Annotated in this window: 30 protein-coding genes; 18 read left to right on the top strand and 12 right to left on the bottom strand. The window is 67.5% G+C overall.

The genetic code is table 11. The features are described from left to right. The 6 genes from lepB to recO all read left to right on the top strand — a co-directional run bounded on the left by lepB (position 1) and on the right by recO (position 4,253). On the top strand, positions 1-789 hold the full coding sequence (gene lepB, locus BMZ25_RS09305; protein WP_092692599.1) for a signal peptidase I: 789 nt from the start codon (positions 1-3) through the stop codon (positions 787-789). Continuing rightward, a complete protein-coding gene (rnc, locus tag BMZ25_RS09300) occupies positions 786-1,475 on the top strand; it encodes a ribonuclease III (RefSeq protein ID WP_092692596.1) in 690 nt (229 codons plus the stop codon). Before lepB ends, rnc begins: the two co-directional genes overlap by 4 nt. Beyond that, on the top strand, positions 1,468-2,382 hold the full coding sequence (gene era, locus BMZ25_RS09295) for a GTPase Era (RefSeq protein WP_092692593.1): 915 nt from the start codon (positions 1,468-1,470) through the stop codon (positions 2,380-2,382). The genes rnc and era overlap by 8 nt, the downstream gene beginning before the upstream one ends. A gap of 11 nt (positions 2,383-2,393) precedes the next feature. Next, positions 2,394-2,726, top strand: coding sequence for a DUF1491 family protein (locus tag BMZ25_RS09290; RefSeq protein WP_092692590.1), 333 nt, complete (start codon positions 2,394-2,396; stop codon positions 2,724-2,726). A gap of 130 nt (positions 2,727-2,856) precedes the next feature. Further along, positions 2,857-3,480 carry a hypothetical protein gene (locus BMZ25_RS09285; RefSeq protein ID WP_092692586.1) on the top strand — a complete coding sequence of 208 codons (624 nt, stop codon included), beginning with the start codon at positions 2,857-2,859 and terminating at the stop codon, positions 3,478-3,480. A 47-nt stretch (positions 3,481-3,527) separates the two neighbouring features. Then, the gene (recO, locus tag BMZ25_RS09280; protein ID WP_092692581.1) at positions 3,528-4,253 is read left to right on the top strand and encodes a DNA repair protein RecO; all 726 of its coding nucleotides are present in this window, start codon (positions 3,528-3,530) and stop codon (positions 4,251-4,253) included. Here the strand turns inward: recO and BMZ25_RS09275 are convergent. The 3 genes from BMZ25_RS09275 to BMZ25_RS09265 form a co-directional block, all read right to left on the bottom strand. After that, positions 4,241-4,624 carry an META domain-containing protein gene (locus BMZ25_RS09275; protein WP_092692575.1) on the bottom strand — a complete coding sequence of 128 codons (384 nt, stop codon included), beginning with the start codon at positions 4,622-4,624 and terminating at the stop codon, positions 4,241-4,243. The two genes, recO and BMZ25_RS09275, sit on opposite strands and share 13 nt — an antisense overlap. Then, entirely contained in the window at positions 4,621-5,649 is a 1,029-nt protein-coding gene (locus tag BMZ25_RS09270; RefSeq protein ID WP_092692569.1) for an SDR family oxidoreductase, read from the bottom strand. Before BMZ25_RS09270 ends, BMZ25_RS09275 begins: the two co-directional genes overlap by 4 nt. A 102-nt stretch (positions 5,650-5,751) precedes the next feature. Next, positions 5,752-7,443 (bottom strand): acyl-CoA dehydrogenase family protein, encoded by a 1,692-nt coding sequence (locus BMZ25_RS09265; RefSeq protein WP_092693462.1) that lies wholly within the window; start codon positions 7,441-7,443, stop codon positions 5,752-5,754. 171 nt (positions 7,444-7,614) lie between these two features. On the opposite strand from BMZ25_RS09265, the gene BMZ25_RS09260 reads away from it, so the two are divergent. Continuing rightward, positions 7,615-8,364, top strand: coding sequence for a sulfite exporter TauE/SafE family protein (locus BMZ25_RS09260; protein WP_092692567.1), 750 nt, complete (start codon positions 7,615-7,617; stop codon positions 8,362-8,364). Positions 8,365-8,420: 56 nt separating this feature from the next. On the opposite strand, the gene BMZ25_RS09255 is transcribed toward BMZ25_RS09260, so the two are convergent. Then, complete coding sequence (locus tag BMZ25_RS09255; RefSeq protein ID WP_092692565.1) at positions 8,421-10,022, bottom strand: phosphoenolpyruvate carboxykinase; 1,602 nt, start codon at positions 10,020-10,022, stop codon at positions 8,421-8,423. 358 nt (positions 10,023-10,380) lie between these two features. Between BMZ25_RS09255 and BMZ25_RS09250 the strand changes: the two genes are divergently transcribed. The 7 genes from BMZ25_RS09250 to BMZ25_RS09220 all read left to right on the top strand — a co-directional run bounded on the left by BMZ25_RS09250 (position 10,381) and on the right by BMZ25_RS09220 (position 15,810). Beyond that, positions 10,381-11,082: a response regulator transcription factor gene (locus tag BMZ25_RS09250; protein WP_092692562.1), complete on the top strand. Its 702-nt coding sequence runs from the start codon at positions 10,381-10,383 to the stop codon at positions 11,080-11,082. 3 nt (positions 11,083-11,085) lie between these two features. Then, complete coding sequence (locus BMZ25_RS09245) at positions 11,086-12,804, top strand: sensor histidine kinase (RefSeq protein WP_092692559.1); 1,719 nt, start codon at positions 11,086-11,088, stop codon at positions 12,802-12,804. After that, positions 12,801-13,271: an HPr kinase/phosphorylase gene (locus BMZ25_RS09240; protein ID WP_177190431.1), complete on the top strand. Its 471-nt coding sequence runs from the start codon at positions 12,801-12,803 to the stop codon at positions 13,269-13,271. The genes BMZ25_RS09245 and BMZ25_RS09240 overlap by 4 nt, the downstream gene beginning before the upstream one ends. Further along, positions 13,268-14,194 (top strand): RNase adapter RapZ, encoded by a 927-nt coding sequence (rapZ, locus tag BMZ25_RS09235; protein ID WP_092692547.1) that lies wholly within the window; start codon positions 13,268-13,270, stop codon positions 14,192-14,194. Before BMZ25_RS09240 ends, rapZ begins: the two co-directional genes overlap by 4 nt. After that, positions 14,191-14,598 (top strand): PTS sugar transporter subunit IIA, encoded by a 408-nt coding sequence (locus BMZ25_RS09230; protein WP_092692544.1) that lies wholly within the window; start codon positions 14,191-14,193, stop codon positions 14,596-14,598. Before rapZ ends, BMZ25_RS09230 begins: the two co-directional genes overlap by 4 nt. Further along, a complete protein-coding gene (locus BMZ25_RS09225; protein ID WP_092692539.1) occupies positions 14,595-14,870 on the top strand; it encodes an HPr family phosphocarrier protein in 276 nt (91 codons plus the stop codon). The genes BMZ25_RS09230 and BMZ25_RS09225 overlap by 4 nt, the downstream gene beginning before the upstream one ends. 64 nt (positions 14,871-14,934) lie before the next feature. Next, entirely contained in the window at positions 14,935-15,810 is an 876-nt protein-coding gene (locus BMZ25_RS09220; RefSeq protein ID WP_092693461.1) for a lysophospholipid acyltransferase family protein, read from the top strand. Positions 15,811-15,937: 127 nt separating this feature from the next. Here BMZ25_RS09220 and BMZ25_RS09215 read toward each other — a convergent pair whose 3' ends face one another. Further along, positions 15,938-16,813, bottom strand: coding sequence for a 3-hydroxybutyryl-CoA dehydrogenase (locus tag BMZ25_RS09215; protein ID WP_092692536.1), 876 nt, complete (start codon positions 16,811-16,813; stop codon positions 15,938-15,940). A 149-nt stretch (positions 16,814-16,962) separates the two neighbouring features. Between BMZ25_RS09215 and BMZ25_RS09210 the strand changes: the two genes are divergently transcribed. Continuing rightward, positions 16,963-17,847 carry a DUF6473 family protein gene (locus tag BMZ25_RS09210; protein ID WP_177190430.1) on the top strand — a complete coding sequence of 295 codons (885 nt, stop codon included), beginning with the start codon at positions 16,963-16,965 and terminating at the stop codon, positions 17,845-17,847. Here the strand turns inward: BMZ25_RS09210 and BMZ25_RS09205 are convergent. From BMZ25_RS09205 to BMZ25_RS09175, 7 genes are all read right to left on the bottom strand, one after another. Next, positions 17,790-18,716 carry an electron transfer flavoprotein subunit alpha/FixB family protein gene (locus BMZ25_RS09205; protein ID WP_092692533.1) on the bottom strand — a complete coding sequence of 309 codons (927 nt, stop codon included), beginning with the start codon at positions 18,714-18,716 and terminating at the stop codon, positions 17,790-17,792. The two genes, BMZ25_RS09210 and BMZ25_RS09205, sit on opposite strands and share 58 nt — an antisense overlap. Continuing rightward, positions 18,716-19,474 carry an electron transfer flavoprotein subunit beta/FixA family protein gene (locus tag BMZ25_RS09200; RefSeq protein WP_092692530.1) on the bottom strand — a complete coding sequence of 253 codons (759 nt, stop codon included), beginning with the start codon at positions 19,472-19,474 and terminating at the stop codon, positions 18,716-18,718. Before BMZ25_RS09200 ends, BMZ25_RS09205 begins: the two co-directional genes overlap by 1 nt. A gap of 114 nt (positions 19,475-19,588) precedes the next feature. After that, entirely contained in the window at positions 19,589-19,927 is a 339-nt protein-coding gene (locus tag BMZ25_RS09195) for a hypothetical protein (RefSeq protein WP_092692528.1), read from the bottom strand. A 19-nt stretch (positions 19,928-19,946) separates the two neighbouring features. Further along, positions 19,947-20,516 carry a cob(I)yrinic acid a,c-diamide adenosyltransferase gene (locus BMZ25_RS09190; RefSeq protein ID WP_092692525.1) on the bottom strand — a complete coding sequence of 190 codons (570 nt, stop codon included), beginning with the start codon at positions 20,514-20,516 and terminating at the stop codon, positions 19,947-19,949. Position 20,517: 1 nt separating this feature from the next. Continuing rightward, the gene (locus BMZ25_RS09185) at positions 20,518-20,724 is read right to left on the bottom strand and encodes a twin transmembrane helix small protein (protein ID WP_092692522.1); all 207 of its coding nucleotides are present in this window, start codon (positions 20,722-20,724) and stop codon (positions 20,518-20,520) included. A gap of 86 nt (positions 20,725-20,810) precedes the next feature. Next, entirely contained in the window at positions 20,811-21,641 is an 831-nt protein-coding gene (locus BMZ25_RS09180; RefSeq protein WP_092692519.1) for an SDR family NAD(P)-dependent oxidoreductase, read from the bottom strand. 69 nt (positions 21,642-21,710) lie between these two features. Then, on the bottom strand, positions 21,711-22,223 hold the full coding sequence (locus BMZ25_RS09175) for an SH3 domain-containing protein (RefSeq protein ID WP_092692514.1): 513 nt from the start codon (positions 22,221-22,223) through the stop codon (positions 21,711-21,713). A 131-nt stretch (positions 22,224-22,354) separates the two neighbouring features. Here BMZ25_RS09175 and BMZ25_RS09170 point away from each other — a divergent pair, with 131 nt between their 5' ends. The 3 genes from BMZ25_RS09170 to tuf all read left to right on the top strand — a co-directional run. Next, a complete protein-coding gene (locus BMZ25_RS09170; protein ID WP_092693460.1) occupies positions 22,355-24,742 on the top strand; it encodes a DNA topoisomerase IV subunit A in 2,388 nt (795 codons plus the stop codon). Positions 24,743-24,841: 99 nt separating this feature from the next. Continuing rightward, a complete protein-coding gene (locus tag BMZ25_RS09165) occupies positions 24,842-25,498 on the top strand; it encodes a hypothetical protein (protein WP_092692511.1) in 657 nt (218 codons plus the stop codon). Positions 25,499-25,593: 95 nt separating this feature from the next. Continuing rightward, on the top strand, positions 25,594-26,765 hold a 1,172-nt coding region (gene tuf, locus BMZ25_RS09160; RefSeq protein ID WP_092692508.1), incomplete at its 3' end, for an elongation factor Tu.

The raw sequence follows: 26,765 nt of genomic DNA, 5'->3' as shown, positions 1-26,765 counted from the left end.
ATGGCGGACAAGGCCGAAACCAAGGGCGGAATCCTCGAAACGGTCAAGACGGTGGTCTATGCGCTGCTGATCGCGGGCGTGTTCCGTACGCTGTTCTTCCAGCCGTTCTGGATCCCCTCGGGCTCGATGAAGGACACGCTGCTGGTCGGCGATTTCCTGTTCGTGAACAAGATGGCCTACGGCTATTCGCAGTATTCCTGCCCGTTCGGCCTGTGCACCTTCATCAACGACCGCTGGCTCGGCTCGCAGCCCGAGCGTGGTGATGTCGTCGTGTTCCGCCACCCGGTCGCCGGCACCGACTTCATCAAGCGGCTGATCGGTCTGCCGGGAGACGAGATCCAGGTGCGCGACGGCGTGCTCTACATCAACGGCGAAGAGGCCCCGCAGCGGCCCGACGGCGAGTTCATCGAAGAGTTCGAGAAGCAGGGCCCGTCGGGCAACCTGCCGCAATGCGAGAACCAGGGTGTCGGGCTGGGCGGCGATTGCATCAAGTCGCGCTTCGTCGAGACGCTGCCCAACGGTGTCGAGCACAACATCCTGAACATCCGGACCTCGCGGCTGGACAACACGCCCGTCTATTCCGTGCCCGAGGGCCAGTATTTCTTCATGGGCGACAACCGCGACAATTCCACCGACAGCCGCGTCAGCCAGAACGCGATGGGCGTCGGCTTCGTGCCCTTCGAGAACCTGATCGGCCGCGCCGACCGGGTGATGTTCTCGTCCGCGGGCCGGTCGATGCTGTTCTTCTGGACCTGGCGGCCCGACCGCTTCTTTGTGGGGATCGAGTGAAGGTCGCGACCGAGATCCGGGATTTCGCCGCGCGCATCGGCCACGACTTCGCGCGTCCCGACCTTCTGAGCCAGGCGTTGACCCACGGGTCGATCTCTGGTCCGTCGCGCCCCGACAACCAGCGGCTCGAGTTCCTGGGCGACCGGGTGCTGGGGCTCGTGATGGCCGAGGCGCTGCTGCGGGCCGATCCCGAGGCGACCGAGGGCCAGCTCGCGCCGCGCTACAACGCGCTGGTGCGCAAGGAAACCTGCGCGGCCATCGCCCGCGAGATCGGGCTGGGCGAGGTCTTGCGGCTGGGCCGGTCCGAACGGATGTCGGGCGGCCGGCGGAAAGAGGCATTGCTGGGCGACGGGATGGAGGCGGTGATCGCCGCCGTCTATCTCGATTCCGGGTTCGAGGCTGCCGAGGCAGTGATCTTGCGGCTCTGGGGCGACCGGATCGAAACGGTCGAGGCGGATTCGCGCGATCCCAAGACGGCGTTGCAGGAGTGGGCCCAGGCCCGCAGGCAACCGCCGCCGGTCTATGCCGAGGTGGCGCGGACCGGTCCAGACCATGCCCCGGTCTTCACCATCGAGGTGACCCTGCAATCCGGACAGACGGCGCGGGCAGAGGCCTCGTCCAAACGGGCCGCCGAACAGGCGGCGGCCGAAGCGCTGCTAACCAAGGTGGAGACGGAACGTGGCTGAGACACCGACCCGCGCGGGCTTCGTTGCCCTGATCGGCGAGCCCAACGCGGGCAAGTCGACGCTGTTGAACCGGATGGTCGGCGCCAAGGTGTCGATCGTGACGCACAAGGTCCAGACGACCCGCTCCCGCATCCGGGGCGTGGCGCTGGAAGGGCAGTCGCAGATCGTCTTCGTCGACACGCCCGGAATCTTCAAGCCGCGCCGCCGGCTGGACCGGTCGATGGTCGCGGCGGCCTGGGGCGGTGCGGCGGATGCCGACATCGTCGTGCTGCTGGTCGAGGCGCATCGCGGCATCACCGAGGGCGTGAGCGAGATCCTCGACCTGCTGCCCGACGTCACCAAGGGCCGCACGGTGGCGCTGGCGATCAACAAGATCGACCGCGTGGCGGCGCCCAGGCTGCTGGCGCTGACGCAGGAGCTGAACGACCGCTTCGCCTTCGAGCACACCTTTCTGATCTCGGCCGAGAAGGGGAGCGGTGTGGACGACCTGCGCACCTGGCTTGCCGAGGGGCTGCCCGAGGAGCCGTGGCTGTATCCCGAGGATCAGATCGCCGATCTGCCGATGCGCCAGATCGCCGCCGAGATCACCCGCGAGAAGCTGACACTGCGACTGCACCAGGAGCTGCCTTACCAGCTGACGGTCGAGACCGAGACCTGGGAGGAACGCAAGGACGGCTCCGCCCGGATCGACCAGGTGGTCTATGTCGCCCGCGATGGCCACAAGGGCATCGTTCTGGGCCGTGGCGGCGAGACGGCGAAGGCCGTCAGCCGCGCGGCGCGGCTGGAGCTTGAAGAGTTCCTAGGGCGCAAGGTGCACCTCTTCCTCCAGGTGAAGGTGCGGCCCGGCTGGCTGGACGAGGCCGAGCGCTATCGCGAGATGGGCCTCGACTTCGACACGCCGGACTAGGGCCGGGCGGGATGGCGCGTCTCGCGGCCGAGTTCTGGGTCAAGGCCTACCTTGCGCGGCTGCGGCTGGCGGATATCCCGGCCTTCGTCACCGCGCGGGGCGATGCCACCTCGGGCGCCGTTCTGGTCAAGCTGAACACACTCGACGGACAGGCTCGCGCGTTCCAGCGGGGGTTCGACCTGCAGACGGGCGAGCGGTGCTGGATGGTCCTGAGCGAGGGCGACGAGGCGGCCGTCGACGACTCGATCGGGCGGCAGCGCGGCTTCGATCCGGACCTCTGGGTCATCGAGGTCGAGGACAAGGAAGGCCGGCACCTGCTGGACGAGCCCGGCCTCGCGGACTGATCGACGCGGCGGAAGCTTTTGCGAGGGTGTCAAAAGACGCTCTGTTTGCGGTTGTTCTCGCGTAAAGTCGTGGACACCGAGAGTTGCGAATCGCCGCGCCTCCGGCCTCAGTGGAAGGACACGCGTGCCGATGCCACCTGATGTTCCCCGTTCAGGCCGTTCCGTTGCCGCACAGCTCGTTGCGCTGATCTGCGCGGCCCTGACGGCGGCGGTCCTCATTGGTGGCTGGGGCCTTCATATCGACACGCTGGTGCGCTTCCGCCCCGAGTTCCACGCGATGATGCCGGCCACGGCCGCGAGCTTCATGTGTCTTTCGGTCGCGCTTCTGGCGGTCAGTGCCGGGTCCCCTGACATACGCACCGCCGCAAGATGGAGCACCATTCTGGTCGCGCTCGTGGCGCTGCTGTCGTTGCTGGCGCCCTTTGCGATGAAAGTGCTGGCCCAGGACGTGACCGTCGCCTTCGTAACCAAGGACCGGATGTCCGTGGGAACGTCCTTCGGCCTCATCCTGGCGGCGATCTGCATCTACGCGCTGCTGGCCCGGCGCGGAGAGCGGTACGAGTATGCCTTCCTCGGCGCAATGTTCGGGATGGCGGCGACCCTGAGCATCCTCTTCGGACATTCCTTCGATCCGACCTCGCCGCTGAGCGTGCCCGGCTTCGCGGCGATGTCCGTCTACAGCGCCATCGCCTTCGCGTTGCTGTTCCTTGCCGTGCTGCTGGAGTGCCGCCACCAGGACGAGCTCGACGACTGATCCTGCCACCTCTTGCCCGCCGCCACGCGGGGCCGGATAGTCGCGGCATGGAATGGCGCGATCAGGGCATCCTTCTGAGCCAACGACCCCACGGCGAGACCTCGGCGATCATCGAGGTGCTGACGCTGGCGCACGGCCGTCACGCGGGTGTGGTGCGCGGCGGTGGCGGGCGGCGAATGGCTGCGGTGCTGCAACCCGGCGCGCAGCTGGACCTCACCTGGAGGGCGCGGCTCGAAGACCACATCGGGACCTTCACGCTCGAGCCGGTCAAGAGCCGCGCCGCGGCGGCGCTCGGGGACCGGTTCGCGTTGGCTGGACTGTCGGCGATGCTGTCGCTCGCAGCCTTCTCCCTGCCCGAGAGAGAGCCGGTGCCGGCGCTCTACGCGCGCACCGTGGCGCTGGCGGACCACCTCGGCGCAGACGACTGGGCGCTGGCCTATCTCAGGTGGGAAATGGAACTGCTGGACGAGTTGGGCTTCGGGCTCGACCTGACACGCTGCGCCGCGACCGGCAGCCGCGAGGATCTCGCCTATGTCTCGCCGCGGACGGGGCGGGCGGTCAGTCGCGACGGGGCTGGCGACTGGGCGTCCCGCCTGCTGCCGCTGCCGCCGGCGCTGCTGGGGCAGGGACCCGCGACGCCCGAGGAACTGGTGCAGGGGTTCCGCCTGATCGGGCACTTCCTGGACACGCGGCTTGCGCCGGCGTTGGGCGACCGCCCCGTGCCAGCCGCGCGGGCCCGGTTCGTGGCGCTGCTTGCGCGTCAGTCGGCCTGAAACACCATCTCGCGCCCCTCGGGTGTCGACAGGATCAGGGTCCCCTCGGCCACCTCGGCCAGGGTCATCTCGCGCAGCGCCGCGAAATAGCGCCGCTTGGCCTCCAGCGCGGGGCGGGCCCGGCGGGTCGCGGCGATCGGGCCGATCTCGATCCACGGGTACGGCACGATCTGCGGGGCGGTGAAGCTGTTGCAGGGCCCGGTGCCGCTGACGCGTCCCGCCTCGGCAAAGCGGATCGTGGCGCGGGCGGGAAAGCTGGCCCCGTCGATCTCCGACAGGCGGTAGGTGGCTGCGCCGTCCGCGAAGCGCGACACCGTCTCGTCCCCGGCGCACGCGGCGAGAGCCAGCAGTGCGAGGGCCGCACCCCTCATTTCACGAGGCCGTTCTCGATCAGGAAGCGGGCGCAGGCCACGACGCTTTCGCGCGGATCGGCGAAGGTCATGCCCATCTCGTCGCGCGCCCGCGCGTTCGACACCTCGTCGCGGCGGTCGAGGTTCGGCGCCACCGCGGCGATCGTGCGGTCGACCCGCGCGAGGATCCTCACCAGCCAGGATGGCGCCTCGCGCGTCGCGATCTTCCGGTCGGGAAAAGTCGCCTTGAGCTGTTCGGCCATCTCGCGCAGCCACAGGAATTCTGCCGCGGCGATGTAGCGCCGCCCGGCCGTCTCCACGCGCTCCATCGCCCGGACGTGCATCTCGGCCACGTCGCGCACGTCGACACAGGGAAAGCCCAGGGGCGGCTGGATCGGATCCTGGTGGTTGAGGATGCGCTGGATGAGCTGAACCGACGTGCCGAAATTCCCGTCGAGCGGCGCGCCGACGACCAGCGCGGGGTTGATGGTCGTCAGCTGCATCTCTGCCGCTTCCGTCTCGACAAAGTCCCACGCCGCCCGTTCTGCCAGCGTCTTCGACTTCACGTAGGGCGTGGCGCGGGGGTCGTCGGTGTCGCTCCAATCCGTCTCGTCATAGGCGGGGCGGCCGTCGGACAGGCTGGTGTTCATCACCGCCACCGAGGACGAGGTGAGGATCGTCCGCTTCACGCCGGCCCGGTGGGCCGCGCCGAGCGCGCGCAGGGTGCCGTCGACGGCAGGCCGGACGACGAGGGACTCTTCCTCGGGCTGGGCCATCGGAAAGGGCGAAGCGGTGTGTATCAGCACGTCCACGTCCTGCATCGCCGCGTCCCAGCCCTCGTCCTTGTCGAGGTCGAGCGCAACCACGTGCAGCCGCTCCAGCGCGTTCTGGTCGGTCAGGTTTGGACCGAGCGCGGCGCGCAGTTCACCCTCGCGCCGCTTCGAGCGGGCAGAGGCCACCACGGTGTGCCCACGGTCGAGCAGCTTGAGAACGATGTGCTTCGCAATGAAGCCGGTCGCTCCGGTAACGAGGACGGAGTGCGCCATTTACAGAACCCCTTGGCTGAATCCTGGGATTCAGGTGCTGACAGGCGGGTCGTGACCTGTGCCCGCCTTCTGGACGCCCAACCCCGCACGCGCCGTCGAGTTTCATGCCAGAAGACGGCGGGCGATCACCTGTGCCTGAATTTCCGCGGCTCCCTCGAAGATGTTCAAAATCCGTGCGTCGCACAACAGGCGGCTGATCTCGTATTCTAATGCAAAACCATTGCCGCCGTGCACCTGGAGCCCGTTGTCCGCCGCTGCCCAGGCGACGCGCGCGCCCAGAAGCTTGGCCATCCCCGCCTCGAGATCGCAGCGCTCGCCGGCGTCCTTTTCCCGTGCGGCGTCATAGGTCAGCTGACGGGCGACCATGATCTCGACCGCCATCATCGCCAGCTTGCCCGAGACGCGCGGGAACGCGATCAGCGGCTTGCCGAACTGCTTGCGGTCCTTGGCGTACTGCATGGTCACGTCGAGCGCGGATTGCGCGACGCCGACCGCGCGGGCGGCGGTCTGGATGCGGGCGCTCTCGAAGGTCTGCATCAGCTGCTTGAAGCCCTGGCCCTCGGCCCCGCCCAGCAGGCTGTCGCCGTTCACGCGGAAGCCGTCGAAGGCCAGCTCGTACTCCTTCATCCCGCGATAGCCGAGCACTTCGATCTCGCCGCCGGAGATACCGTCATCGGGGAAGGGGGCGTCGTCGCTGCCGGGCGTCTTTTCCGCCAGAAACATCGACAGCCCGCGGTAATCCGTCGTCTCCGGATCGGTCCGCGCGAGAAGCGTCATCAGGTGCGTACGGGCGGCGTGTGTGATCCAGGTCTTGTTGCCGGTGATCGCCCAGTCCTCGCCGTTCCGCGTCGCCCGTGTGCGGAGCGACCCGAGGTCCGAGCCGGTGTTGGGTTCGGTGAAGACCGCGGTGGGCAGGGTCTCGGCCGAGGCGATCCGTGGCAGCCAGTGCGATTTCTGCGCCTCGGTCCCGCCGCCCAGGATCAGCTCGGCGGCGATCTCGGACCGGGTGCCGAGCGATCCGACCCCGATATAGCCCCGCGACAATTCCTCGGAAACGACGCACATCGCGGTCTTGGACAGTCCGAAGCCGCCAAATTCTTCGGGGATCGTCAGGCCGAAGACGCCCATCTCGGCCATCTCCTCGATCACGTCCATCGGGATCAGCTGATCCTTAAGGTGCCACGCATGCGCGTGGGGCGCGACGCGGTCCAGCGTGAAGCGGCGGAACTGCTCGCGCACCATCTCCATCTCGTCGTCGAGCCCGGGATTGCCGACGGTGACGTTGGCGGCGTGCTCCTGCATCAGCTCGACCAGCCGGGTCCGCGCGGCCTGGGTGTTGCCGTGGGCCCGCAGGGTGGCGGAGGCGCCGATGTCGAGATCGCGCACGGCGTCGGACGGCAGCCCGAGGTCGGCAGGCCGCAGGATCTCGCCCTGGCTCATCGGCAGGCCGCCGGCGATCTGGTCGAGATACTCGCCGAACGCGATCTGCAGGATCAGGGCTTCGGTCTCGGCGAAGGTGCCGCTCGTCTCCAAGCGCTGCGCCCAGTCGTGCATCTGGCGCAGGGCGCGGGCATAGGTGGCGAGCCAGGCCAGGCCGTGCGCCGCCGTCTGCTCGGCCTCGATCCGGGCGCCCGAGGGGCGCCCGTCCTCGACCACGAGGTCGCGCAGGGCTTGCGTGGCGCGATCCAGCAGTGCGTCGACGGGTCCGAGCGCCGCGCCCGTCAGTTCCAGGATGCCTGCCAGCCGGATGCCGTCCTCGGTGTCGCGCGACGGGGCCTGTCCATCGTGTGCCATCATGGGCCTCCACTTTCTGCGGTTGCGAAAGACCTAGCTTCCGTAGTGCCGCCTCGCAAGAAGATTTCGCCATAGGTCAATTTTGCGCACAATAATGGCGCGTTGAAATCGGCGGGTGCAGCGGCTTCCCCGCTGCGCTAGACCGTCGCGGCACGGGAAGAGGGATGGAACATGGAAACCGCCGTTCTGGCTTTCGCGGTGGGCGTCACCTTCGTGGCGGGCTTCGTCAAGGGAACCGTCGGCTTCGCCATGCCGATGATCATGATCTCGGGGCTCGCCTCGGTCCTGTCGCCGGAACTGGCGCTGGCCGCGCTGATCCCTGCGACGGTGCTGAGCAACGTGTGGCAGGCCCTGCGCGGCGGCGTGGCCGGGGCCGTCGCGGCGGCCAGGACGCACTGGCGCTACATCGCGATCATCCTCGTCTTCATCGCCGGAAGCGCGCAGCTGATAAGTGTCTTGCCGTCCAGCGTGATGTTCCTGATCCTCGGCATCCCGGTGATGCTGTTCTCGATCGCGCAGCTGGCCGGGTGGCGGCTGCATATCGCGGCCGCGCAGCGACGGGTGGCCGAGCTTGCGATCGGCGCCTTCGCCGGGTTCGTCGGCGGGCTCTCGGGGGTCTGGGGGCCGCCCACGGTGATGTATCTGACGGCGCTCGAGACACCCAAGGTCGAGGCGATCCGCATCCAGGGCGTCGTCTACGGGCTGGGCGCGATCATGCTGCTGGCGGCGCATCTGCAATCGGGTGTGCTGCGGGCCGAGACGGCGCCGCTGGCGCTGGGGATGATCGTGCCGGCACTGACCGGCATGGGCGTCGGCTTCTTCTTCCAGGACCGGCTGGACCAAGCACGGTTCAAGCGTCTGACGCTGATCGTTCTGGTGGTCGTCGGGGCGAACCTGGTCCGGCGCGGGCTGATGGTCTGAAACGAGACGCGCCCGCCACAATAGGGCGGGCGCGCTTGGATACACTGTCGCTTGGCTCAGCCGATGGCGACGGCGCGCACGTCGTCGTCGATATGCGCCTCGTACTGGGCGAAATTTTCCGAGAACATCGCGACGAGCTTTTCGGCCTGCCGGTCGTAGGCGGCCGAGTTCTCCCACGTGCGGCGCGGGTCCAGCAGGATGTCGGCCACGCCCTTGACCGTGGTGGGCACCTCGAAGCCGAAGTTCGGATCCTTGCGGAACGGCGCCCGTTCCAACGAGCCGTCCAGCGCGGCGGCCAGGAGGGCACGGGTCGCCTTGATCGGCATCCGGCTGCCTTCGCCATAGGCGCCGCCGGTCCAGCCGGTGTTCACCAGCCAGCAGGTCGCGCCGTGCTTGGCGATCTTGGTTTTCAGAAGCTCGCCGTAGACCTCGGGACGGCGCGGCATGAACGGCGCGCCGAAGCAGGTCGAGAAGGTCGGCTCTGGCTCGGTCACACCGCGCTCGGTGCCGGCGACCTTGGAGGTGAAGCCGGAGAGGAAGTGATACATTGCCTGCGCCGGCGTCAGCCGCGCGATGGGCGGCAGAACGCCGAAGGCGTCGCAGGTCAGCATGATGATGTTCTTGGGGTGCCCGCCAAGCGCGGTCGACGAGGCGTTCGAGATGTAGTCCAGCGGGTAGGCGCAGCGCATGTTCGCCGTCAGGCTGTCATCCTCGAAGTCGAGCTCTTTCGTCTCGGGGTCGTAGATCATGTTCTCGATGACCGTGGCGAAGCGTTCGGTCGTCGAGAAGATCTCGGGCTCGGCCTCGGGGCTGAGCGAGATGGTCTTGGCGTAGCAACCGCCCTCGAAGTTGAAGGTGCCGCGCTCGGACCAGCCGTGCTCGTCGTCACCGATCAGCACGCGGGCCGGGTCGGCCGAGAGCGTCGTCTTGCCCGTGCCCGACAGGCCGAAGAACACCGCCGTGTCGATCGGGTTGCCCGGCGCGTGGTTGGCCGAGCAGTGCATGGGCATCACGCCGCGCTCGGGCAGGATGTAGTTCAGAAGGGTAAAGACGGACTTCTTGTTCTCGCCGGCATATTCGGTGCCGCCGATCAGGATCGTCTTGTCGTCCATGTTGATGGCGATCACCGTGTCCGAGCGGCAGCCATGCTTGGCCGGGTCAGCCTTGAAGCTCGGGCAGTTGATGATCGTGAAGTCCGGCGTGAAGGTGTCGAGCTCTTCGCGGTCCGGGCGGCGCAGCAGGTGACGGATGAAGAGCCCGTGCCACGCCAGTTCGGTCACGAGCCGCACGTCGAGACGGTGGGCGGGATCGGCCCCACCAAAGAGATCCTGAACGAAGTACTCGCGCCCCTTCATGTGCGCCAGCATGTCGGCCTTCAGCGCATCGAACGCCGCCGGCTCCATCGGGGCGTTGTTCTCCCACCAGATGTCGTTCTCGACGCTGGGAGTGCGCACGACGAACTTGTCCTTGGGCGAGCGCCCGGTGTGCTTGCCCGTGGTCACGAGGAACGCGCCGCCGCGTCCCAGTTCCCCTTCGCCGCGGGCGAGGGCCTGCTCGACCAGGGCGGGCTCGATCAGGTTGTAGTGAACCGCGCCGAGCTCGGTCAGGCCCTGCGTCTCGAGTGTATGTTCGGGGTTCACCCGTCCCGTGGTGGTCATGTCGTTCGCTCCCTCCGTTCGGCGCGCATCTATGCGCGACCGCACGTCTTCGCCAAGGCGCGCCGTCGGCCACGCCATCTCGCCAAGGAGGTATAACACGGGGTTTCAGGGTCGGAACCGGCCGCAGGGTAAGGTTAGCGCAACCAATTCGGAGTTAGCGCAACCAATTTCGCCGCCTCGGCATCCGGCTGCCGGAATACGGCCAAACTGCGGCAATTAAACCATGCGCAATTAAATTGCGCGATGAACGACCGGACATGCATCGATGATTCGCGGTTACTGATTGATTCTGTTGATGCTACAAAGGATTATGTCGCACTAGCTGACAATAATTCGGGCAGGATAAGGATGTCTCTGCATGTCTAGGATCGCGCTGGTCGACGACGATCGCAATATTCTGACATCGGTCGCCATGACGCTCGAAGCGGAAGGCTTCGAGGTGGAGACCTACAATGATGGACAGGCGGCGCTGGAGGCGTTCAACAAGCGGCTGCCCGACATGGCCGTGTTCGACATCAAGATGCCGCGCATGGATGGGATGGACCTGCTTCAGCGGGTGCGCCAGAAGTCCACGATGCCGGTCATCTTCCTGACATCGAAGGACGACGAGATAGACGAGGTGCTGGGCCTGCGCATGGGCGCGGACGACTACGTCAAGAAGCCGTTCAGCCAGCGCCTTCTGGTGGAACGCATCCGCGCGCTGCTGCGCCGTCAGGAAGTGCTGGCCGCCGACGAGACGGCCGAGGCCGAGACGAGCCAGTTGATGGTGCGCGGCGAACTGACGATGGACCCGCTGCGGCATGCCGTCAGCTGGAAGGGGATGGACGTTTCCCTGACGGTCACCGAGTTTCTGCTGCTTCAGGCGCTTGCTCAGCGCCCCGGCTTCGTCAAGAGCCGCGATCAGCTTATGGACGTCGCCTATGACGATCAGGTCTATGTCGACGACCGCACCATCGACAGCCATATCAAGCGGCTGCGAAAGAAGATGCGCAGCGTCGACGGCGACTTCTCGGCGATCGAGACCCTGTACGGTATCGGATACCGCTATAACGAAGAGTGACGGATGACGGCGCCGCCCCGTATCGGGCCACAAACGGCGGCTCGGCCTGCCCGTAAGGCCGATGTCGTTCTGGGCGAGGACTGGGTCGGCCAGGACGCCGCGATCGAGCGCGAGCTGCGCGCCAAGCAGGAGCGGCGCGGCGGCCTGCCGATCAACCGCTCGCCGCTGGCCCGCAAGATCATCACCTTCAACCTGCTGGCGCTGGTCGTGCTGGTGGCGGGTGTCCTGTATCTCAACCCGTTCCGCGACAGCCTCGTCTACCAGCGCGAGGCCGGCCTCGTGTCCGAGGCGCAACTGGTGGCCGACGTGTTCGAGGTGCAGCTGGGCACCGGCGGCACGCTGGACGCCCGTACCTCCGAGCGGGTGCTGGCCGCGATGGACCTGTCGCCGCGTTCCGAGGTCTTCGTGTTCGACGGGCGCGAAGAGCTGCTGGCGGCGCGGCGCGTCTCGACCGACACGCCGGCGCGCGAGATCGAAGGTCTCGACCGCAACGAGCGGGAGACCCCGATCACCGATTTCCTCAACGGGGTCTGGTCGGTCTTCGCCAATGTCCTTGCGCCCCATCGTGACCAGCTGGACGGCACGGCGACGGAAGGACGGGCCCGCGAGCTGCTGCGGCACGGCCTGGATGGCGAAACCCGGGTCGAGACCGGGCTGATCACCGACGGGGCGACAATCTTTGCCGTGGCGACGCCGATCCTGCAGGGCGGTGCGCCGGTCGGTGTCGTCGCGTTGACTTCGGCCGCCGGCGATATCGACAGCCTCGTGCGGGCCGAGCGTGAGCAGGTGCTGCGGATGTTCGTCATCGCCATCCTGGTCTCCATCGGACTGAGCCTGGTCCTGGCATCGACGATCGCGAACCCGCTGAGCGACCTCGCCGCGGCGGCCGAGATCGGGCGTGACCGAAGCTCGAAATCCGTCAAGCCGAGCCGCGTGCGCATCCCCGACCTCACCGCCCGTCCCGACGAGATCGGACGATTGTCGGGCGCGCTGCGCGGCATGGTGGCCGCGCTTTACGACCGGATCGACGCGAACGAGCAGTTCGCGGCCGACGTCGCCCACGAGATCAAGAATCCGCTCGCGTCGCTCCGCTCGGCCGTGGGCTCGCTGCGCTTCGTCAAGCGGGACGACCAGCGGGACAAGCTGCTGGACGTGATCGACCACGACGTGCGCCGCCTCGACCGGCTGGTCAGCGACATCTCGAACGCCTCGCGCCTCGATTCCGAGCTGGTGAAAGAGGAAGAGAACCGGTTCAACCTTCTCCAGATGCTGAGCACGCTGGCCGACCACCTGGGCAAGGAGGCCGAGTCGAAGGGCGTCGAGTTCATCACCGACCTTCCGGGCGAGCCGATCGTGATCGACGGTCTCGAAAGCCGGCTGGCGCAGGTCTTCGTGAATCTCATCACCAACGCGATTTCCTTCTGCGAGGACGGCGACGCGATCCGCCTCTGGGCCCGGATGCGCGAGAACCGCGTGCTCGTGGTGGTCGAGGATACCGGGCCCGGGATTCCCGAACAGGCGCTGGGCAAGATCTTCAACCGGTTCTACAGCCAGCGGCCCGACAAGCAGTTCGGCAACAACTCGGGCCTCGGGCTGGCGATCTCGAAGCAGATCGTCGAAGCCCATGGCGGCGTCGTCTGGGCAGAGAACATCCGCCCGACCGAAGCCGACGCGACCTCGGATCCGCTCGGGGCGCGCTTCGTGGTCGGGTTGCCGGTGTGAGCGCCGGGCCGGGCACCGCGACCGACCGGCCCGGCTCTCTCGTCCTGCACGCCTCCTGCGTCGCGCTGGGCGACCGCGCGGTTCTGATCCGGGGTGCCAGCGGCAGCGGAAAGTCCACCCTCGCTCTGGCGCTGCTGGCGCGCGGCGCCGCGCTGGTCGCTGACGACCGGTGTGCGTTGGAGGTGCGGGGGGGGCGCCTGCTGGCCGAGGCCCCGCCGACGATCGCGGGGCTTGTCGAGTCGCGGGGCGTGGGGCTCATCCGCGTGCCGTACCTGACCCGTGCGGCGGTCACGCTCGTCGTGGACCTCGATGGGGCGCCGGACGGACGGCTGCCGCCGCTGCAAAACTGCGACATTCTGGGCCAGTCTCTTCCCCTGTTGCCGGGCTACGGTGTCCCCCACTTGCAAGATACGCTCTGGTTGCTGCTGAACGAGGGCACGCTCACGAATCCGGATGCCATGCCATGATCGAAGCCGTCGACACGTCCGGACCAGACCGGCTGGTGCTTGTCACCGGGCCCTCCGGCGCGGGCCGTTCGACGGCGATCAACGCGCTGGAGGATCTCGGCTTCGAGGCGATCGACAACCTGCCGCTGACCCTGCTGCCTCGTCTGCTGGACGGGCCGCCGCTGTCGCGGCCGCTTGCCCTGGGGCTGGATACGCGCAACCGCGATTTCTCGACCGCCGGTCTGATCGAGGCGATCGAGGAACTGGCCCGTCGGCCGGGGCTGACCGTCGAGATCCTGTTCCTGGACGCGCGCCCCGACGTGCTGGTGCGCCGGTATTCCGAGACGCGGCGGCGCCATCCCCTGGCCCCCGCGGAGACACCGGAGCAGGGCGTGGCGAAGGAGTTCGACCTGCTGGTGCCGATCCGCGCCCGCGCCGACATCCTGCTGGACACCTCCGAGATGACGCCGCACGACCTGCGTGGCGAAATGACGCGGCTCTTCGCGGGAAGCGCCGAGGCGGGTGGCGGGTTGGCGGTGTCGATCCAGTCGTTCAGCTTCAAGCGCGGGCTGCCGCGGGGCGTCGACATGGTGTTCGACGTGCGTTTTCTCGACAATCCTTACTGGCAGGAAGAGCTGCGCGCCTTCGACGGCACGGACCCGCGCGTGGCCTCCTACGTCGCGGCCGACTCACGGTTCGACGATTTCTTCACGCGGGTGTGCGATCTGGCGCTGATGCTGCTGCCGGCCTATCTCGACGAGGGAAAGGCGCACCTTGCGATCGCCTTTGGGTGTACCGGAGGGCAACACAGATCCGTTGTCGTCGCGGAAAAACTGTCGGTCGCGCTTGCAGAAAAGGGATGGCGGGTGTCAACTCGCCATCGGGAGCTGGAACGGCGCAAGGGGGGCGCCGCGGGGACTGAAACGAGGACGGGTAGCGCGTGATCGGGATCGTGATCGTCGCACATGGAGGACTGGCGCGGGAATTCCTTGCGGCTGTCGAGCATGTTGTCGGCAAGCAGGCGGGCATCCGCGCCGTTTCGATCGAACCGGACCATGACCGCGCGCGCAAGGAGACCGAGATCTGCGCCGCGGCCGACAGCGTTGACACGGGCGACGGCGTGGTCGTCGCCACGGACATGTTCGGCGGCTCCCCCTCGAATCTCAGCCTCCTGGCCTGCAATCCCGACAACCGCCGGATCGTCTATGGCGCCAATCTTCCGCTTCTCATCAAGCTCGCCAAGTCGCGCCATCTCGCTGTGCCCGAGGCCGTTTCGTCGGCGCTGGCGGCGGGGCGCAAGTATATCGACAGTTTCGAGGTTCCCGCGATGCCCGAGGTGTCTCGGTGAGTGACGTGACCCGAACGCTCGACATCACCAACGAGAAGGGCCTGCACGCCCGCGCGTCGGCCAAGCTGGTGGAGGTCGTCGAATCCCACGATGCCCGCGCCGAGATCCGCCGCGACGGGATGTCCGCCTCGGGCGACAGCATCATGGGGCTTTTGATGTTGGCAGCTTCCAAGGGAACCTCTATTGAGGTCGAAATCAGCGGTCCGGAAGCGGAAAAGCTCGCCGACGCGCTGGAAGCTCTGGTCGCGGACCGCTTCGGCGAAGAGATGTAGCAGCGGTCCCGTCCGGGCAAGGAGGGACGGATTGGTCGACAGCTCGCATCCCAGGGGCGTCCTGATGCACCAGCATCCCGGTGCCTTGCGGGGCCAGGGGGACGGCGGCAATCTGGCGGAGCGGCCCTATGACCGGCGACGCCTGTCCTATGCCGGCACGTTCACCAACCCGCTCCAGGCCCGCACGATCCAGACGATGGAACTGCTGACCGGCAAGATGCACCTGCTGCGGCTGATCCGGAAATTCGAGTCGATGGGCGTGCCCGAGGGGCAGGCGTTCTGGGCGCAGGCGCTCGAAGTGATGGGAATCGACCTCACCACCCCGGCGGAGGAGATCGCGCGCATCCCGCGGGAGGGACCGCTGGTGATCTGCGCCAACCATCCCCACGGGCTGGTGGACGGCATGGTGCTGGCCGAGCTCGTCGGCCGGGTCCGGCAGGACTACAAGATCCTCACCCGCTCGCTGCTGACCGGTGTGGGCGAGATCGAGCGCTTCATGATCCCCGTGCCCTTCGCCCACGAGCAGGACGCGCTGCAGCAGAACCTCGAGATGCGGCGTCGGGCGATGAGCCACCTGACCGATGGGGGCACGATCGTGCTGTTCCCGTCGGGCGTGGTCGCGGCGTCGGGCAACTGGTTCGGTCGCGCGGTCGAGGCGGACTGGAACCCGTTCACCGCGAAGATGATCCAGCGCTCGGGCGCGTCGGTGCTGCCGATCTACTTCCCTGGCCAGAACTCGCGCTGGTACCAGGTCGCCAACCGCGTCTCGGCGACCCTGCGGCAGGGGCTGCTGCTGCACGAGGTGGTCCATGCGCTGAACCGTCCGCAGGCGCCGCGGGTCGGCACGCCGGTCGCGCGGGACGAGATCGAGGGCTGGGCGGGCAATCCGCGCGGCTTCATGGCGTGGCTCAGGGAGCGGACCCTGGCGCTCGGCGACTAACCCGTTGGAGCGCCTTCGGCGCAATCCGATCTCCGCTGCCGCCTGCGGCGGCACCGGCACGGGGGCTCTGCCCCGCCTTGCCTGCGGCAAGGCCCCCCGGGATTTTTCGCGGCAGAAGAAGGCGCGGTCAGCGCGTCGGGACGGGCGTGTCGCCGCGGTAGTCGTAGAAGCCGCGGCCGGACTTGCGGCCGAGCCAGCCGGCCTCGACATACTTGGTCAGGAGCGGGCAGGGGCGATACTTGGTATCGGCCAGGCCGTCATGCAGGACGTTCATGATGGCGAGGCAGGTGTCGAGGCCGATGAAATCGGCCAGCTCGAGCGGCCCCATGGGATGGTTGGTGCCGAGCTTCATTGCCGTGTCGATCGAGATCACGCTGCCGACGCCCTCGTAGAGCGTGTAGACGGCCTCGTTGATCATCGGCATGAGGATGCGGTTGACGATGAAGGCGGGGAAGTCCTCGGCGCTGGCGGCGGTCTTGCCCAGGCTTTCGACCACCGCGAGCAGGGCGTCGTAGGTTTCCCTGTCGGTGGCGATGCCGCGGATCAGCTCGACCAGCTGCATGACCGGGACGGGATTCATGAAGTGGAATCCCATGAACTTTTCCGGCCGGTCGGTGCGGCTGGCGAGGCGGGTGATCGAGATCGACGAGGTGTTCGAGGTCAGGATCGTCTCGGGCTTGAGATGGGGCACGAGGTCCTCGAAGATGGCCGTCTTGACCGTCTCGCGTTCGGTCGCGGCCTCGATCACCAGGTCCGTGCCGCCGAGATCCGCGAGGGTCTGCGTCGTCGAGATCCGCGCGAGGGCGGCGTCCTTGTCGCTTTCGGTGATCTTCTCGCGCGTGACCTGGCGGGCGAGGTTCTTCTCGATCAGGTCGCGCGCCTTGTGCAGTGCGTCGGTGTTCACGTCGGTCAGCAGCACGTCGTAGCCCGAGAGGGCGAATACATGGGCGATCCCGTTCCCCATCTGGCCCGCGCCGATCACGCCCACCGTTGCGATCTGCATGCCGCTGTTCCTTCCTTGCCGAGTGTCCGCGCGACCTTATTCGGCGCCGCCGCAGCCGTGCAAGGCGAGAAATCGGGCTGGGCCGTTAGGGAAATGATTACGGGTTGCTGCGATCGTGCGCTTCGTGTGCGGCACGGCAAGGACTTGCGATGGACATGAGACCGGTAGCGGGCAGCGAGCTGGAATACTTCCCGTGCCGGTACGGGGCCTCGAAGCTCGTCTTCCGGGGGCCGCAGAAGAGGTTGCAGGGCGACTACGTCGTCGTGCTCGGAGGGACGGAGACATACGGGCGCTTCGTCGAGGACCCGTATCCGGAGCTTCTGGAGGAGGCGACCGGGTGCGAGATGGTGAACCTCGGCTATCCGAACGCGGGGATCGACGTGTTCCTGAGCGACGAGACGGTGATCGCGGCGGCAAAGGGCGCGCGGCTGGTGATCCTGCAGGTGCCGGGGGCGCTGAACCTGTCGAACCGGTTCTACACGGTGCATGCACGGCGCAACGACCGGTTCCTGCGAGCGACGCCGATGCTGCAGGCGGTGTTCCCAGAGGTCGACTTTACCGAGTTCAATTTCACCCGGCATCTCGTGGGCGCGCTCGCCGCGCGGGCGCCGGAGCGGTTCGCGCTGATCCGGGACGAGTTGAGAAAGGTCTGGGTGGCGCGGATGAACCTGCTGAGCGCGACGATCGACCGGAAGGTGCTGCTGGCCTGGATTGGCACGCGCAGGGCGGACGAGCCGGCCGAAGCGCTCGATGACGGAGGGCCGGCGTTCGTGACCCGCCGGATGATCGACCGGCTCAGGGGGCGGATCGTCGACATGGTCGAGGTGCCGTTCCGGCCGGTCGAACCGTCCGAGGACATGGTCTATGGCGAAGCGGAGCGGGGCGCGGCGCGGCTGCTGCCCGGCGCGGACACGCATCGGCGGCTGGCCGAAGCGCTCGCGCCGCAGGTCCTGGAGACCCTGCGGCGCGACGCGACTCAGAGCTTTTCGGTCAGCTCGGGAACGACGGTGAAGAGGTCACCGACGAGGCCGTAATCGGCGACCTGGAAGATCGGGGCTTCCTCGTCCTTGTTGATCGCGACGATGATCTTGGAATCCTTCATCCCCGCGAGGTGCTGGATCGCGCCCGAGATGCCGACCGCGATATACAGGTCGGGTGCCACGACCTTGCCGGTCTGGCCCACCTGCCAGTCGTTCGGGGCGTAGCCGGAATCGACCGCCGCGCGCGAGGCGCCCACCGCCGCGCCGAGCTTGTCGGCGAGCTTCTCGATCAGCTCGAAGTTCTCTTCCGAGCCGATGCCGCGGCCGCCCGAGACGACGATCCCGGCCGAGGTCAGCTCGGGGCGGTCGCTCTCGGCCAGCTTGTCCTCGACCCATTCCGACAGGCCCGGATCCTCGGCGGGGCTCAGGGTCTCGACCTCGGCGCTGCCGTCCTGGCCGGCGGCGTCGAAATTGGCCGTGCGGATCGACAGCACCTTCTTGGCGTCCTTCGACTTGACGGTCTGCACGGCGTTGCCGGCATAGACCGGGCGCTCGAAGGTGTCGGCGTCGACGATGCCCGACACGTCCGTCAGGATCATCACGTCGAGCAGCGCGGCGACGCGGGGCAGGATGTTCTTGGCGTCCGTCGTGGCCGGGGCCGCGATGTGGTCATAGTCGCCGGCGATGCTGACGACCAGCGCCGCCACCGGTTCGGCCAGGCGGTGCCCGTAGAGGTCGGCCTCGGCGCAGCGCACCTTGGCGACGCCGGTGATCGTGGCGGCCGTGTCGGCCGCCGTCCGGCAACTGGCGCCGCAGCACAGCACGTGGACCTCGCCCAGGTCCTTCACCGCGCTGACCGCCTTGGCGGTCGAGTCGACGGAGAGCGCCCCGTCATTCACTTCGGCAAGAAGCAGAACGGCCATCAGACGACCCCCTTTTCCTTGAGTTTCGACACCAGCTCGTCGACCGAACCGACCATCTCGCCGGCGGCCCGCTCGGGCGGCTCGGTCGTCTTGACGATATCGAGGCGCGGCGCGACGTCGACGCCGTAATCGGCGGGCGTCTTCTCGTCGAGCGGCTTCTTCTTCGCCTTCATGATGTTCGGCAGCGAGGCATAGCGCGGCTCGTTCAGGCGCAGGTCGGCCGAGACGATGGCCGGCATCTTGACCTTAATCGTCTGCAGGCCGCCGTCGACCTCGCGGCTGACCACGGCGTGATCGCCCTCGATGTCGATCTTGTTGGCGTACATCGCCTGGCTCCAGCCCAGCAGCGCCGAGAGCATCTGGCCGGTGGCGTTCATGTCGTTGTCGATCGCCTGCTTGCCGCAGAGCACGAGCCCCGGCTGCTCGTCGTCGATCACCGCCTTCAGGAGCTTGGCGACGGCCAGCGGCTCGATGTCCTGGTGCACGTCGTCGGCGGCGGTGATCAGGATCGCGCGGTCCGCGCCCATCGCCAGCGCCGTGCGCAGCGTCTCCTGCGACTGCTTCACGCCGATCGAAACCGCGACGACCTCGTCCGCGGCGCCCTTCTCCTTCAGGCGGATCGCCTCTTCCATCGCGATCTCGTCGAAGGGGTTCATCGACATCTTGACGTTGGCCAGGTCCACGCCCGACCCGTCCGCCTTCACACGCACCTTCACGTTGTAGTCGATCACCCGCTTCACGGGGACGAGTATCTTCATCGCGTCGTACCTCCTCGAAATGCAGTTGCGGCAGGTGTAGACCGCTCGACGGCGGGGAAACAGGGCAAAATCGACACGCCGTGGCCCGGGGACGCCGCGTTCTTGACGGGCGCGTCAGCCGTAATGCGAGAGGATCCGCATCGCCATGGCCACCAGCAGAAGTAACTGCGCGAGGAGCAGCGCGTCGATCGCCGGCGCCTGCCGCGCGGTCGAGACGTCCTCGTCTCCGGCCACGAGCCGGGCGCCGGACCGGTCGAGCCGCCGGAGCAGCCCCATCGCGACGAGCGTGGTGACCCCGAGCAGCGCGATCGAAGGCACGCCGCGGACCGCGAAGGAGGCAAACGCCCCCACGGCCGTCACGAGGGCCGCGATCCAGCGGGCTCGGACGAAGCCGGCCTCGTCCGGTCCCGCGATGTGCCAGGTTCGCCGCAAGAGCCGGGAACGCAGATGCATGGGGTCTCCGTCGGGCGGCTCAGCGGGTCTTTCCGGGCACCCAGAGGACGTCGCCGGCATCGGCATTGGCCAGCCGGGAGGCGACGAAGAACCAGTCGCTCAGGCGGTTGAGGTATTTCACCGCCAGCGGGTTCACCTCTTCCATGGTGGCCAACTCGACCGTCAGGCGCTCGGCCCGGCGGGCGACGGTGCGACACATGTGCAGGTTCGCGGCCAGCGGCGTGCCGCCCGGCAGGATGAACGAGCGCAGCGGCTCGAGCCCCTTGTTCATCGCGTCGATCTCGCCCTCCAGGCGGTCGACCTGGCTGTCGACGATGCGCAGCGGCGTGTACTCGGCCTCGGCGTCGCGGGCCATGTCGGGGCGGCAGAGATCGGCGCCCAGGTCGAAGAGGTCATTCTGGATGGCGGCCAGCCGCTCGTCCATCTCGCCCTCGGAATACAGTCGGGCCAGGCCGACGGTCGCGTTAGCCTCGTCCACGGTGCCGTAGGCGGTGACGCGGTGGCCGTGCTTGGCCACCCGCGCCCCGTTGCCGAGCGCGGTTTCGCCGTCGTCGCCGGTCTTGGTGTAGATCTTGTTCAGTACGACCATTTCAGCCCCCCATCCTGCGGAAGAAAACGAACACGAGAACCAGCACGATTGCCACCGCCTGCGCGTAGATTCGATAGCGCATGACCTTGTTGGCGTGCTTCTTGTTGAAATCGCCGCCCTTGGCGAACCCGCCGATGCCGAACAGGAGGATGCCCAGCACCAGTAGGGCCGCGATTACGACGAGAATGAAGAGCGGATCGCTGAACATGGCACCTCCGATACGTCAGACGCCGTCGCCACATAGCGCGGGCACCGCGCGAAGGCGATGGATTTCCGCCGCCCGGCCTGCGGCGATCAGGCGCCGCCGGCGATCCGGTCGCGCAGCGCGGTGGGCAGCAGGCGCCGGGCGATCTCCGCGCCCCAGGTGGGGACGGTGACGAAGTATCGCGCGCGGGGGCTGGGGCTGTCGAGGGCGCGGGTCAACTGACGGGTCACCGCCGAGGGCGGCAACTGGAACCGGTCAGCGCCGCCCTCGTCGTAGAGTCGTTTCAGCAATTGCGATTCGTACTGCGCGCGGCGGGCGGATCCTTGCCAGTCGATCCAGCGCTCGAACTGGCTCCGCGCGTTGCGGCGGAACGCGGTGTCGATGGGGCCGGGCTCGATCAGGACGACCCGGATGGGCGTGTCGGCCATTTCCAGCCGAAGCGTGTCGGTCAGCCCCTCGAGTGCGAACTTGGTGGCGTTGTAGGCCCCGCGCCACGGCGCGGACATCAGCCCCAGCACGGACGAGCAGTTGACGATGCGCCCGTGTCCCTGGCGCCGCATCACCGGGATCACGCGGTTCGTCAGGTCGTGCCAGCCGAACAGGTTGGCCTCGAAGATCGCGCGAAGCGCGTCGGTGGGCAGATCCTCGACCGCGCCGGGCACGGCGTAGGCGCCGTTGTTGAACAGGGCGTCCAGCGTGCCGCCGGTCGCGGCGAGCACCTCGTCGAGGGCGGCGGCGATGCTGGCGGGATCCTCGTAGTCGAGCCGGAGGCTGTCGAAGCCATCGGCACGAAGGGCGGCGCAATCCGCCTCGGCCCGGCAGGCTGCAAAGACGCGCCAGCCCTGCGCGCGCAGGGAGTGGGCCGCGTCGCGCCCGATGCCGCTGGAGCAGCCGGTGATGAGGATGCTGCGTGCGCTCATACGAAATCGCCCCGCCAGTTGGTGTCCGGGCGGGGCAATAAAGCCTGCGGGCCGAAAAGGCGAGGGATGTCAGCCGCGCTGCGGCTCGAGGAACTGGCCGTAGATGTAGGCGGTGGTGCTTTCGGTGCGGATCCGGAACCAGCCGTCCGTCGTCTCTTCCAGCACTTCGGCCTTCTCGCCGCGGCTCACCTGGCCGACCACCTCGTTCGCGGTGGACGGGCCCGAACGCAGGTTCACGACAGAGCCGGTAACGACCCACATCTCGCGTGCCTGGCGGTCCGAGGCGACCGCGGCCTCGGTGGCCGGGGCCGACGCCTTGATGAGCTTGGGCTCGGCGTTGGGTTCGGGGTCGGCCTGGGTGGCCTTGATGGCGGCTTCGATCGCCTTGGCCTCGGCGTCGAGCGGCAGTCGCTTCGGTTCGGCCGCCTGCGCGGCCATCAGGCCGCCGCTGTTCATGTCGCTTTGAATGCGGGCCACTTCGCCCGCGGGCTGGTCGCTGCCTTGCGGGCCTTCCGGCTCGCGTCCGGCGATCACCATCGTCAGGCCAATGGCCGTGACCAGAAGGGTCGTCAGTCGGATCATAGGTGGCTCTCCGCTCATCGCGCTGTCGTGACAATGTTACCACCTTGACGCGGTTCTCGGCGGAAAAGTTCCGACATTTCCCCCGTAGCTTGTCGCTTTACCGGATCGCGCGGCGCGTCTATTCGGGACGGATGAGCGATCCGACAGACGACGACCAGACCCCGCCCGTTACCGACTTCAGCGAGCCGCTGCGCCGTGCAATCGGCGCGCGGTATCTCCAGTATGCGCTGTCGACGATCATGGACCGCGCGCTGCCCGATGCGCGGGACGGTCTCAAGCCGGTGCACCGGCGCATCCTGTTCGCCATGCGCGAGCTGCGCCTGAGTTCGACGGGCGGCTTCCGGAAGTCGGCGAAGATTTCGGGCGACGTGATGGGCAACTATCACCCGCACGGGGATTCTGCGATCTACGACGCGATGGCGCGGCTCGCGCAGGATTTCAACGTCCGCTATCCACTCGTCGACGGGCAGGGCAACTTCGGCAACATCGACGGTGATAACCCCGCCGCCTCACGCTATACCGAAGCGCGGATGACCGCGGCGGCCGAGGCGCTGCTGGCCGGTCTGGACGAGGACGCGGTGGATTTCCGCCCGAACTACGACGGGACCCTGACCGAGCCCGAGGTCCTGCCGGCGTCCTTCCCAAACCTGCTGGCGAACGGCGCCAGCGGGATTGCCGTCGGGATGGCGACGAACATCCCGCCGCACAACCTGGTCGAGGTCGTGGATGCCTGCCTGCACCTGATCAAGACGCCCGAGGCCCGCGACGACACGCTGCTGAACTACGTGCAGGGGCCGGACTTCCCCACCGGCGGCATCATCGTCGAGCCGAAGGAGAGCATGGCCGAGGCCTATCGCACCGGGCGTGGCGCCTTCCGCGTGCGTGCGAAGTGGGAAAAGGAAGAGCTGAACCGCGGCCAGTGGCAGGTCGTCGTCACCGAGATTCCCTATCAGGTGCAGAAGTCGCGCCTGATCGAGAAGCTGGCCGAGCTGATCCAGAGCAAGAAGGTGCCGATCCTCGCCGACATCCGCGACGAAAGCACCGACGACATCCGCCTGATCCTCGAGCCGCGCTCGCGCAACGTCGACCCCGAGGTGCTGATGGGGACGCTGTTCAAGCAGTCGGACCTCGAGGTCCGGTTCTCGATGAACATGAACGTGCTGATCGACGGGCGGACGCCGAAGGTCTGTTCGCTCAAAGAGGTGCTGCGCGCCTTCCTCGATCACCGGCGCAACGTGCTGCTGCGGCGCTCGGCGCACCGGCTGGGCAAGATCGACCACCGGCTCGAGGTGCTGGAAGGCTTCATCCTCGCGTTCCTGAACCTCGACCGGGTGATCGACATCATCCGTTACGACGACGCACCCAAGATGGCGCTGATGGTCGAGGACTGGTCCGAGGCGCACCAGTCCGGCATCACTCGGGCGACCTCCGAGTCCGACTACCGCTCGCCGCTGGCGGGCGTCGACACCGACACGCTCACCGCCACCCCCGAAGAGGGGATGGGCGAGGACGCCCCCAAGCGCTACCGCGAGGACTCGCTGAGCGACGTCCAGGTCGAGGCGATTCTCAACATGCGCCTGCGCTCGTTGCGGCGGCTCGAAGAGATCGAGCTGATCAACGAACGCGACAAGCTGCTGAAAGAGCGTGTCGAACTCGTCGACCTGATGGAGGACGAGTCCCTGCAATGGAACCGCATCGCGGAAGAGCTGAAGGCCACCAGAAAGCAGTTCGGCGCCGACTATGCCCGCGGCGCGCGCCTGACCCGCTTTGCCGAGGCGGGCGAGGTCGCGGAGGTGCCGCTGGAGGCGATGATCGACCGCGAGCCGATCACGGTCGTCTGTTCGCAGATGGGCTGGATTCGGGCACTGAAGGGGCACCAGCCGCTGAACAGCGAGCTGAAGTTCAAGGACGGTGACGGCCCGCGCTTCATCTTCCATGCCGAGACGACGGACCGCCTGCTTCTGTTCGGCAGCAACGGCCGGTTCTACACGCTCAGCGCCGCCAACCTGCCCGGCGGTCGCGGCATGGGCGAACCGTTGCGCCTGATGGTCGACCTGCCGAACGAGGCCGACATCGTCGCGCTGTCGATCCACGATCCGTCGCGCAAGCTTCTCGTGGCCTCCGACGCCGGCAACGGTTTCCTCGTGCAGGAATCCGAGGTGGCGGCCCAGACCCGGGCCGGCAAACAGGTGCTGAACGTCCGCACCCCGTCGAAGGCGCTGGTCTGCCGGACGGTGACCGGCGATCACGTCGCGGTGGTGGGCGAAAACCGCAAGGTGCTGGTGTTCCCCATCGAGGAGCTGCCCGAGATGACGCGCGGCAAGGGCGTGCGGCTGCAGAAGTACAAGGACGGCGGGATGTCCGACGTCACGACCTTCAACCTCGCCGACGGGCTGTCGTGGAAGGATCCGGCGGGCCGGACCAGGACCGAAAGCGACCTGACGGACTGGATCGGCAAGCGTGCCAGCGCGGGCCGGATGGCGCCGCGCGGTTTCCCGCGGGACAACACATTTACCTGAGGCGTCGGGGGCACGGGTGCCGATGTTCTCCGGCCCGGCCGTTGAACGGGCAGGGCGCTTCGGCTAGGCGACGACGAACCGTTCTTCAGGGGAGGTTTCATGACGCCCATCCGTCGCCTTGTCGCCATCGGGGCCGTTGCCGCGATTTCTGCCTGTGCCGGGCCGGGCCAGAACGGCGAGACACCCGAACTGGGCGACTTCCGTCTCGGGCACAACGTGGTCCTGGCGCAGGAACCGACGAAGGGCCCGTTCTCTCGCGAGGCCACCCGTGAAGAGCTGACCACGGCGCTTGCCGACGCGATCGAGGAGCGTCTGCTGCCTTATGACGGCGACGGGCTGTATCACCTGGGCATCTCGATCGGCGGTTACGTGCTGGCTCAGCCGGGCGTACCCGTCGTCTACACGCCTAAATCCGTGATGATCTTCGACGTGACGCTCTACGACAACGACACGGGCGAGAAGCTGAACGACGAGCCGTTCCGCGTCACCGCCTTCGAGGGGCTGCAGAACACGGTGCCGTTGCTGGGCTCGGGCATCACCCGGACAAAGGAAGAGCAGCTCGAGAACCTGACGACCGAGGGGGCGCGGATGCTCGAGGAATGGCTCGAGGAGAACGAGGAGTGGTTCGAGCCCGATACCGACCAGGCGCGGGTGCCCTTCGACCGGGAGGAGCAGGAGGCCAAGCTGCGCGAGACGACCGACGCGGCGGGCAATGCTCCGGGCCCGGATGGGGCTGCCGGAACGGCCGAGAACTGACGCTTGATCTCGGCCGGGGCGGCCGATAAAGAGCGCCCGATAGTGCAAACGGGGCCGCCGGTGGCCCCCTGACGAGAACAAAGGCTACCAGGGCGATGGCAAAGGCAAAGTACGAACGCACGAAACCGCACGTGAACATCGGCACGATCGGTCACGTTGACCACGGCAAGACGACGCTGACGGCTGCGATCACGAAGTACTTCGGTGACTTCCGTGCGTACGACCAGATCGACGGTGCGCCGGAAGAGAAGGCGCGCGGGATCACGATCTCGACCGCGCACGTGGAGTACGAGACGGAGAACCGTCACTATGCCCACGTCGATTGCCCGGGCCACGCGGACTACGTGAAGAACATGATCACGGGCGCGGCGCAGATGGACGGCGCGATCCTGGTTGTGAACGCGGCCGACGGCCCGATGCCGCAGACGCGTGAGCACATCCTGCTGGGCCGCCAGGTCGGCATCCCGGCGATCGTGGTGTTCCTGAACAAGGTCGACCAGGTGGACGACCCCGAGCTTCTGGAGCTGGTCGAGATGGAAGTGCGCGAGCTTCTGTCGGACTACGACTTCCCGGGCGACGACATCCCGATCGTCTCGGGCTCGGCGCTGGCCGCGATGGAAGGCAACAACCCCGAGATCGGCGAAGAGAAGATCCGCGAGCTGATGGCCGCGGTCGACGACTACGTTCCGACCCCGGAGCGTGCGGTGGACCAGCCGTTCCTGATGCCGATCGAGGACGTGTTCTCGATTTCGGGCCGCGGCACCGTCGTGACCGGCCGTGTCGAGCGTGGCGTGATCAACGTCGGCGACGAGATCGAGATCGTCGGCATCCGCGACACGCGCAAGACGACCTGCACGGGCGTCGAGATGTTCCGCAAGCTGCTGGACCGCGGCGAGGCGGGCGACAACATCGGCGCGCTGCTGCGCGGCATCGACCGTGAGGGCGTCGAGCGTGGCCAGGTCCTGGCGAAGCCGGGCTCGGTCAAGCCGCACACCAAGTTCGAGGCCGAGGCCTACATCCTGACGAAGGAAGAGGGCGGCCGCCACACGCCGTTCTTCGCGAACTACCGCCCGCAGTTCTACTTCCGCACGACGGACGTGACGGGCACGGTTCAGCTGGCCGAGGGCACCGAGATGGTGATGCCGGGCGACAACGTCGGCTTCACGGTCGAGCTGATCGCGCCGATCGCCATGGAAGACGGCCTGCGCTTCGCCATCCGTGAAGGCGGCCGCACCGTCGGCGCCGGCGTCGTCTCGAAGATCATCGA

It is taken from the genome of Tranquillimonas rosea (genome assembly GCF_900111315.1).
In the GTDB taxonomy this organism is placed as follows: Bacteria; Pseudomonadota; Alphaproteobacteria; order Rhodobacterales; family Rhodobacteraceae; genus Tranquillimonas; species Tranquillimonas rosea.
Note: the sequence above shows the minus strand (reverse complement) of the source record. Positions and strands in the feature narration are given on the sequence as shown.

Excerpts from the sequence above, each read along its gene's own strand:
- BMZ25_RS09195 (WP_092692528.1), bottom strand. The coding sequence starts at position 19,927 with ATGCATCTGCGTTCCCGGCTCTTGCGGCGAACCTGGCACATCGCGGGA.
- BMZ25_RS09210 (WP_177190430.1), top strand. The coding sequence starts at position 16,963 with ATGGACATGAGACCGGTAGCGGGCAGCGAGCTGGAATACTTCCCGTGC.
- BMZ25_RS09250 (WP_092692562.1), top strand. The coding sequence starts at position 10,381 with ATGTCTAGGATCGCGCTGGTCGACGACGATCGCAATATTCTGACATCG.
- BMZ25_RS09220 (WP_092693461.1), top strand. The coding sequence starts at position 14,935 with ATGCACCAGCATCCCGGTGCCTTGCGGGGCCAGGGGGACGGCGGCAAT.
- BMZ25_RS09170 (WP_092693460.1), top strand. The coding sequence starts at position 22,355 with ATGAGCGATCCGACAGACGACGACCAGACCCCGCCCGTTACCGACTTC.
- BMZ25_RS09185 (WP_092692522.1), bottom strand. The coding sequence starts at position 20,724 with ATGTTCAGCGATCCGCTCTTCATTCTCGTCGTAATCGCGGCCCTACTG.
- BMZ25_RS09275 (WP_092692575.1), bottom strand. The coding sequence starts at position 4,624 with ATGAGGGGTGCGGCCCTCGCACTGCTGGCTCTCGCCGCGTGCGCCGGG.
- BMZ25_RS09215 (WP_092692536.1), bottom strand. The coding sequence starts at position 16,813 with ATGCAGATCGCAACGGTGGGCGTGATCGGCGCGGGCCAGATGGGGAAC.
- BMZ25_RS09245 (WP_092692559.1), top strand. The coding sequence starts at position 11,086 with ATGACGGCGCCGCCCCGTATCGGGCCACAAACGGCGGCTCGGCCTGCC.
- BMZ25_RS09290 (WP_092692590.1), top strand. The coding sequence starts at position 2,394 with ATGGCGCGTCTCGCGGCCGAGTTCTGGGTCAAGGCCTACCTTGCGCGG.
- BMZ25_RS09180 (WP_092692519.1), bottom strand. The coding sequence starts at position 21,641 with ATGAGCGCACGCAGCATCCTCATCACCGGCTGCTCCAGCGGCATCGGG.
- BMZ25_RS09205 (WP_092692533.1), bottom strand. The coding sequence starts at position 18,716 with ATGGCCGTTCTGCTTCTTGCCGAAGTGAATGACGGGGCGCTCTCCGTC.
- BMZ25_RS09190 (WP_092692525.1), bottom strand. The coding sequence starts at position 20,516 with ATGGTCGTACTGAACAAGATCTACACCAAGACCGGCGACGACGGCGAA.
- rapZ (WP_092692547.1), top strand. The coding sequence starts at position 13,268 with ATGATCGAAGCCGTCGACACGTCCGGACCAGACCGGCTGGTGCTTGTC.
- recO (WP_092692581.1), top strand. The coding sequence starts at position 3,528 with ATGGAATGGCGCGATCAGGGCATCCTTCTGAGCCAACGACCCCACGGC.
- BMZ25_RS09260 (WP_092692567.1), top strand. The coding sequence starts at position 7,615 with ATGGAAACCGCCGTTCTGGCTTTCGCGGTGGGCGTCACCTTCGTGGCG.
- BMZ25_RS09165 (WP_092692511.1), top strand. The coding sequence starts at position 24,842 with ATGACGCCCATCCGTCGCCTTGTCGCCATCGGGGCCGTTGCCGCGATT.
- BMZ25_RS09285 (WP_092692586.1), top strand. The coding sequence starts at position 2,857 with ATGCCACCTGATGTTCCCCGTTCAGGCCGTTCCGTTGCCGCACAGCTC.
- lepB (WP_092692599.1), top strand. The coding sequence starts at position 1 with ATGGCGGACAAGGCCGAAACCAAGGGCGGAATCCTCGAAACGGTCAAG.
- BMZ25_RS09175 (WP_092692514.1), bottom strand. The coding sequence starts at position 22,223 with ATGATCCGACTGACGACCCTTCTGGTCACGGCCATTGGCCTGACGATG.
- BMZ25_RS09255 (WP_092692565.1), bottom strand. The coding sequence starts at position 10,022 with ATGACCACCACGGGACGGGTGAACCCCGAACATACACTCGAGACGCAG.
- BMZ25_RS09270 (WP_092692569.1), bottom strand. The coding sequence starts at position 5,649 with ATGGCGCACTCCGTCCTCGTTACCGGAGCGACCGGCTTCATTGCGAAG.
- BMZ25_RS09265 (WP_092693462.1), bottom strand. The coding sequence starts at position 7,443 with ATGGCACACGATGGACAGGCCCCGTCGCGCGACACCGAGGACGGCATC.
- BMZ25_RS09200 (WP_092692530.1), bottom strand. The coding sequence starts at position 19,474 with ATGAAGATACTCGTCCCCGTGAAGCGGGTGATCGACTACAACGTGAAG.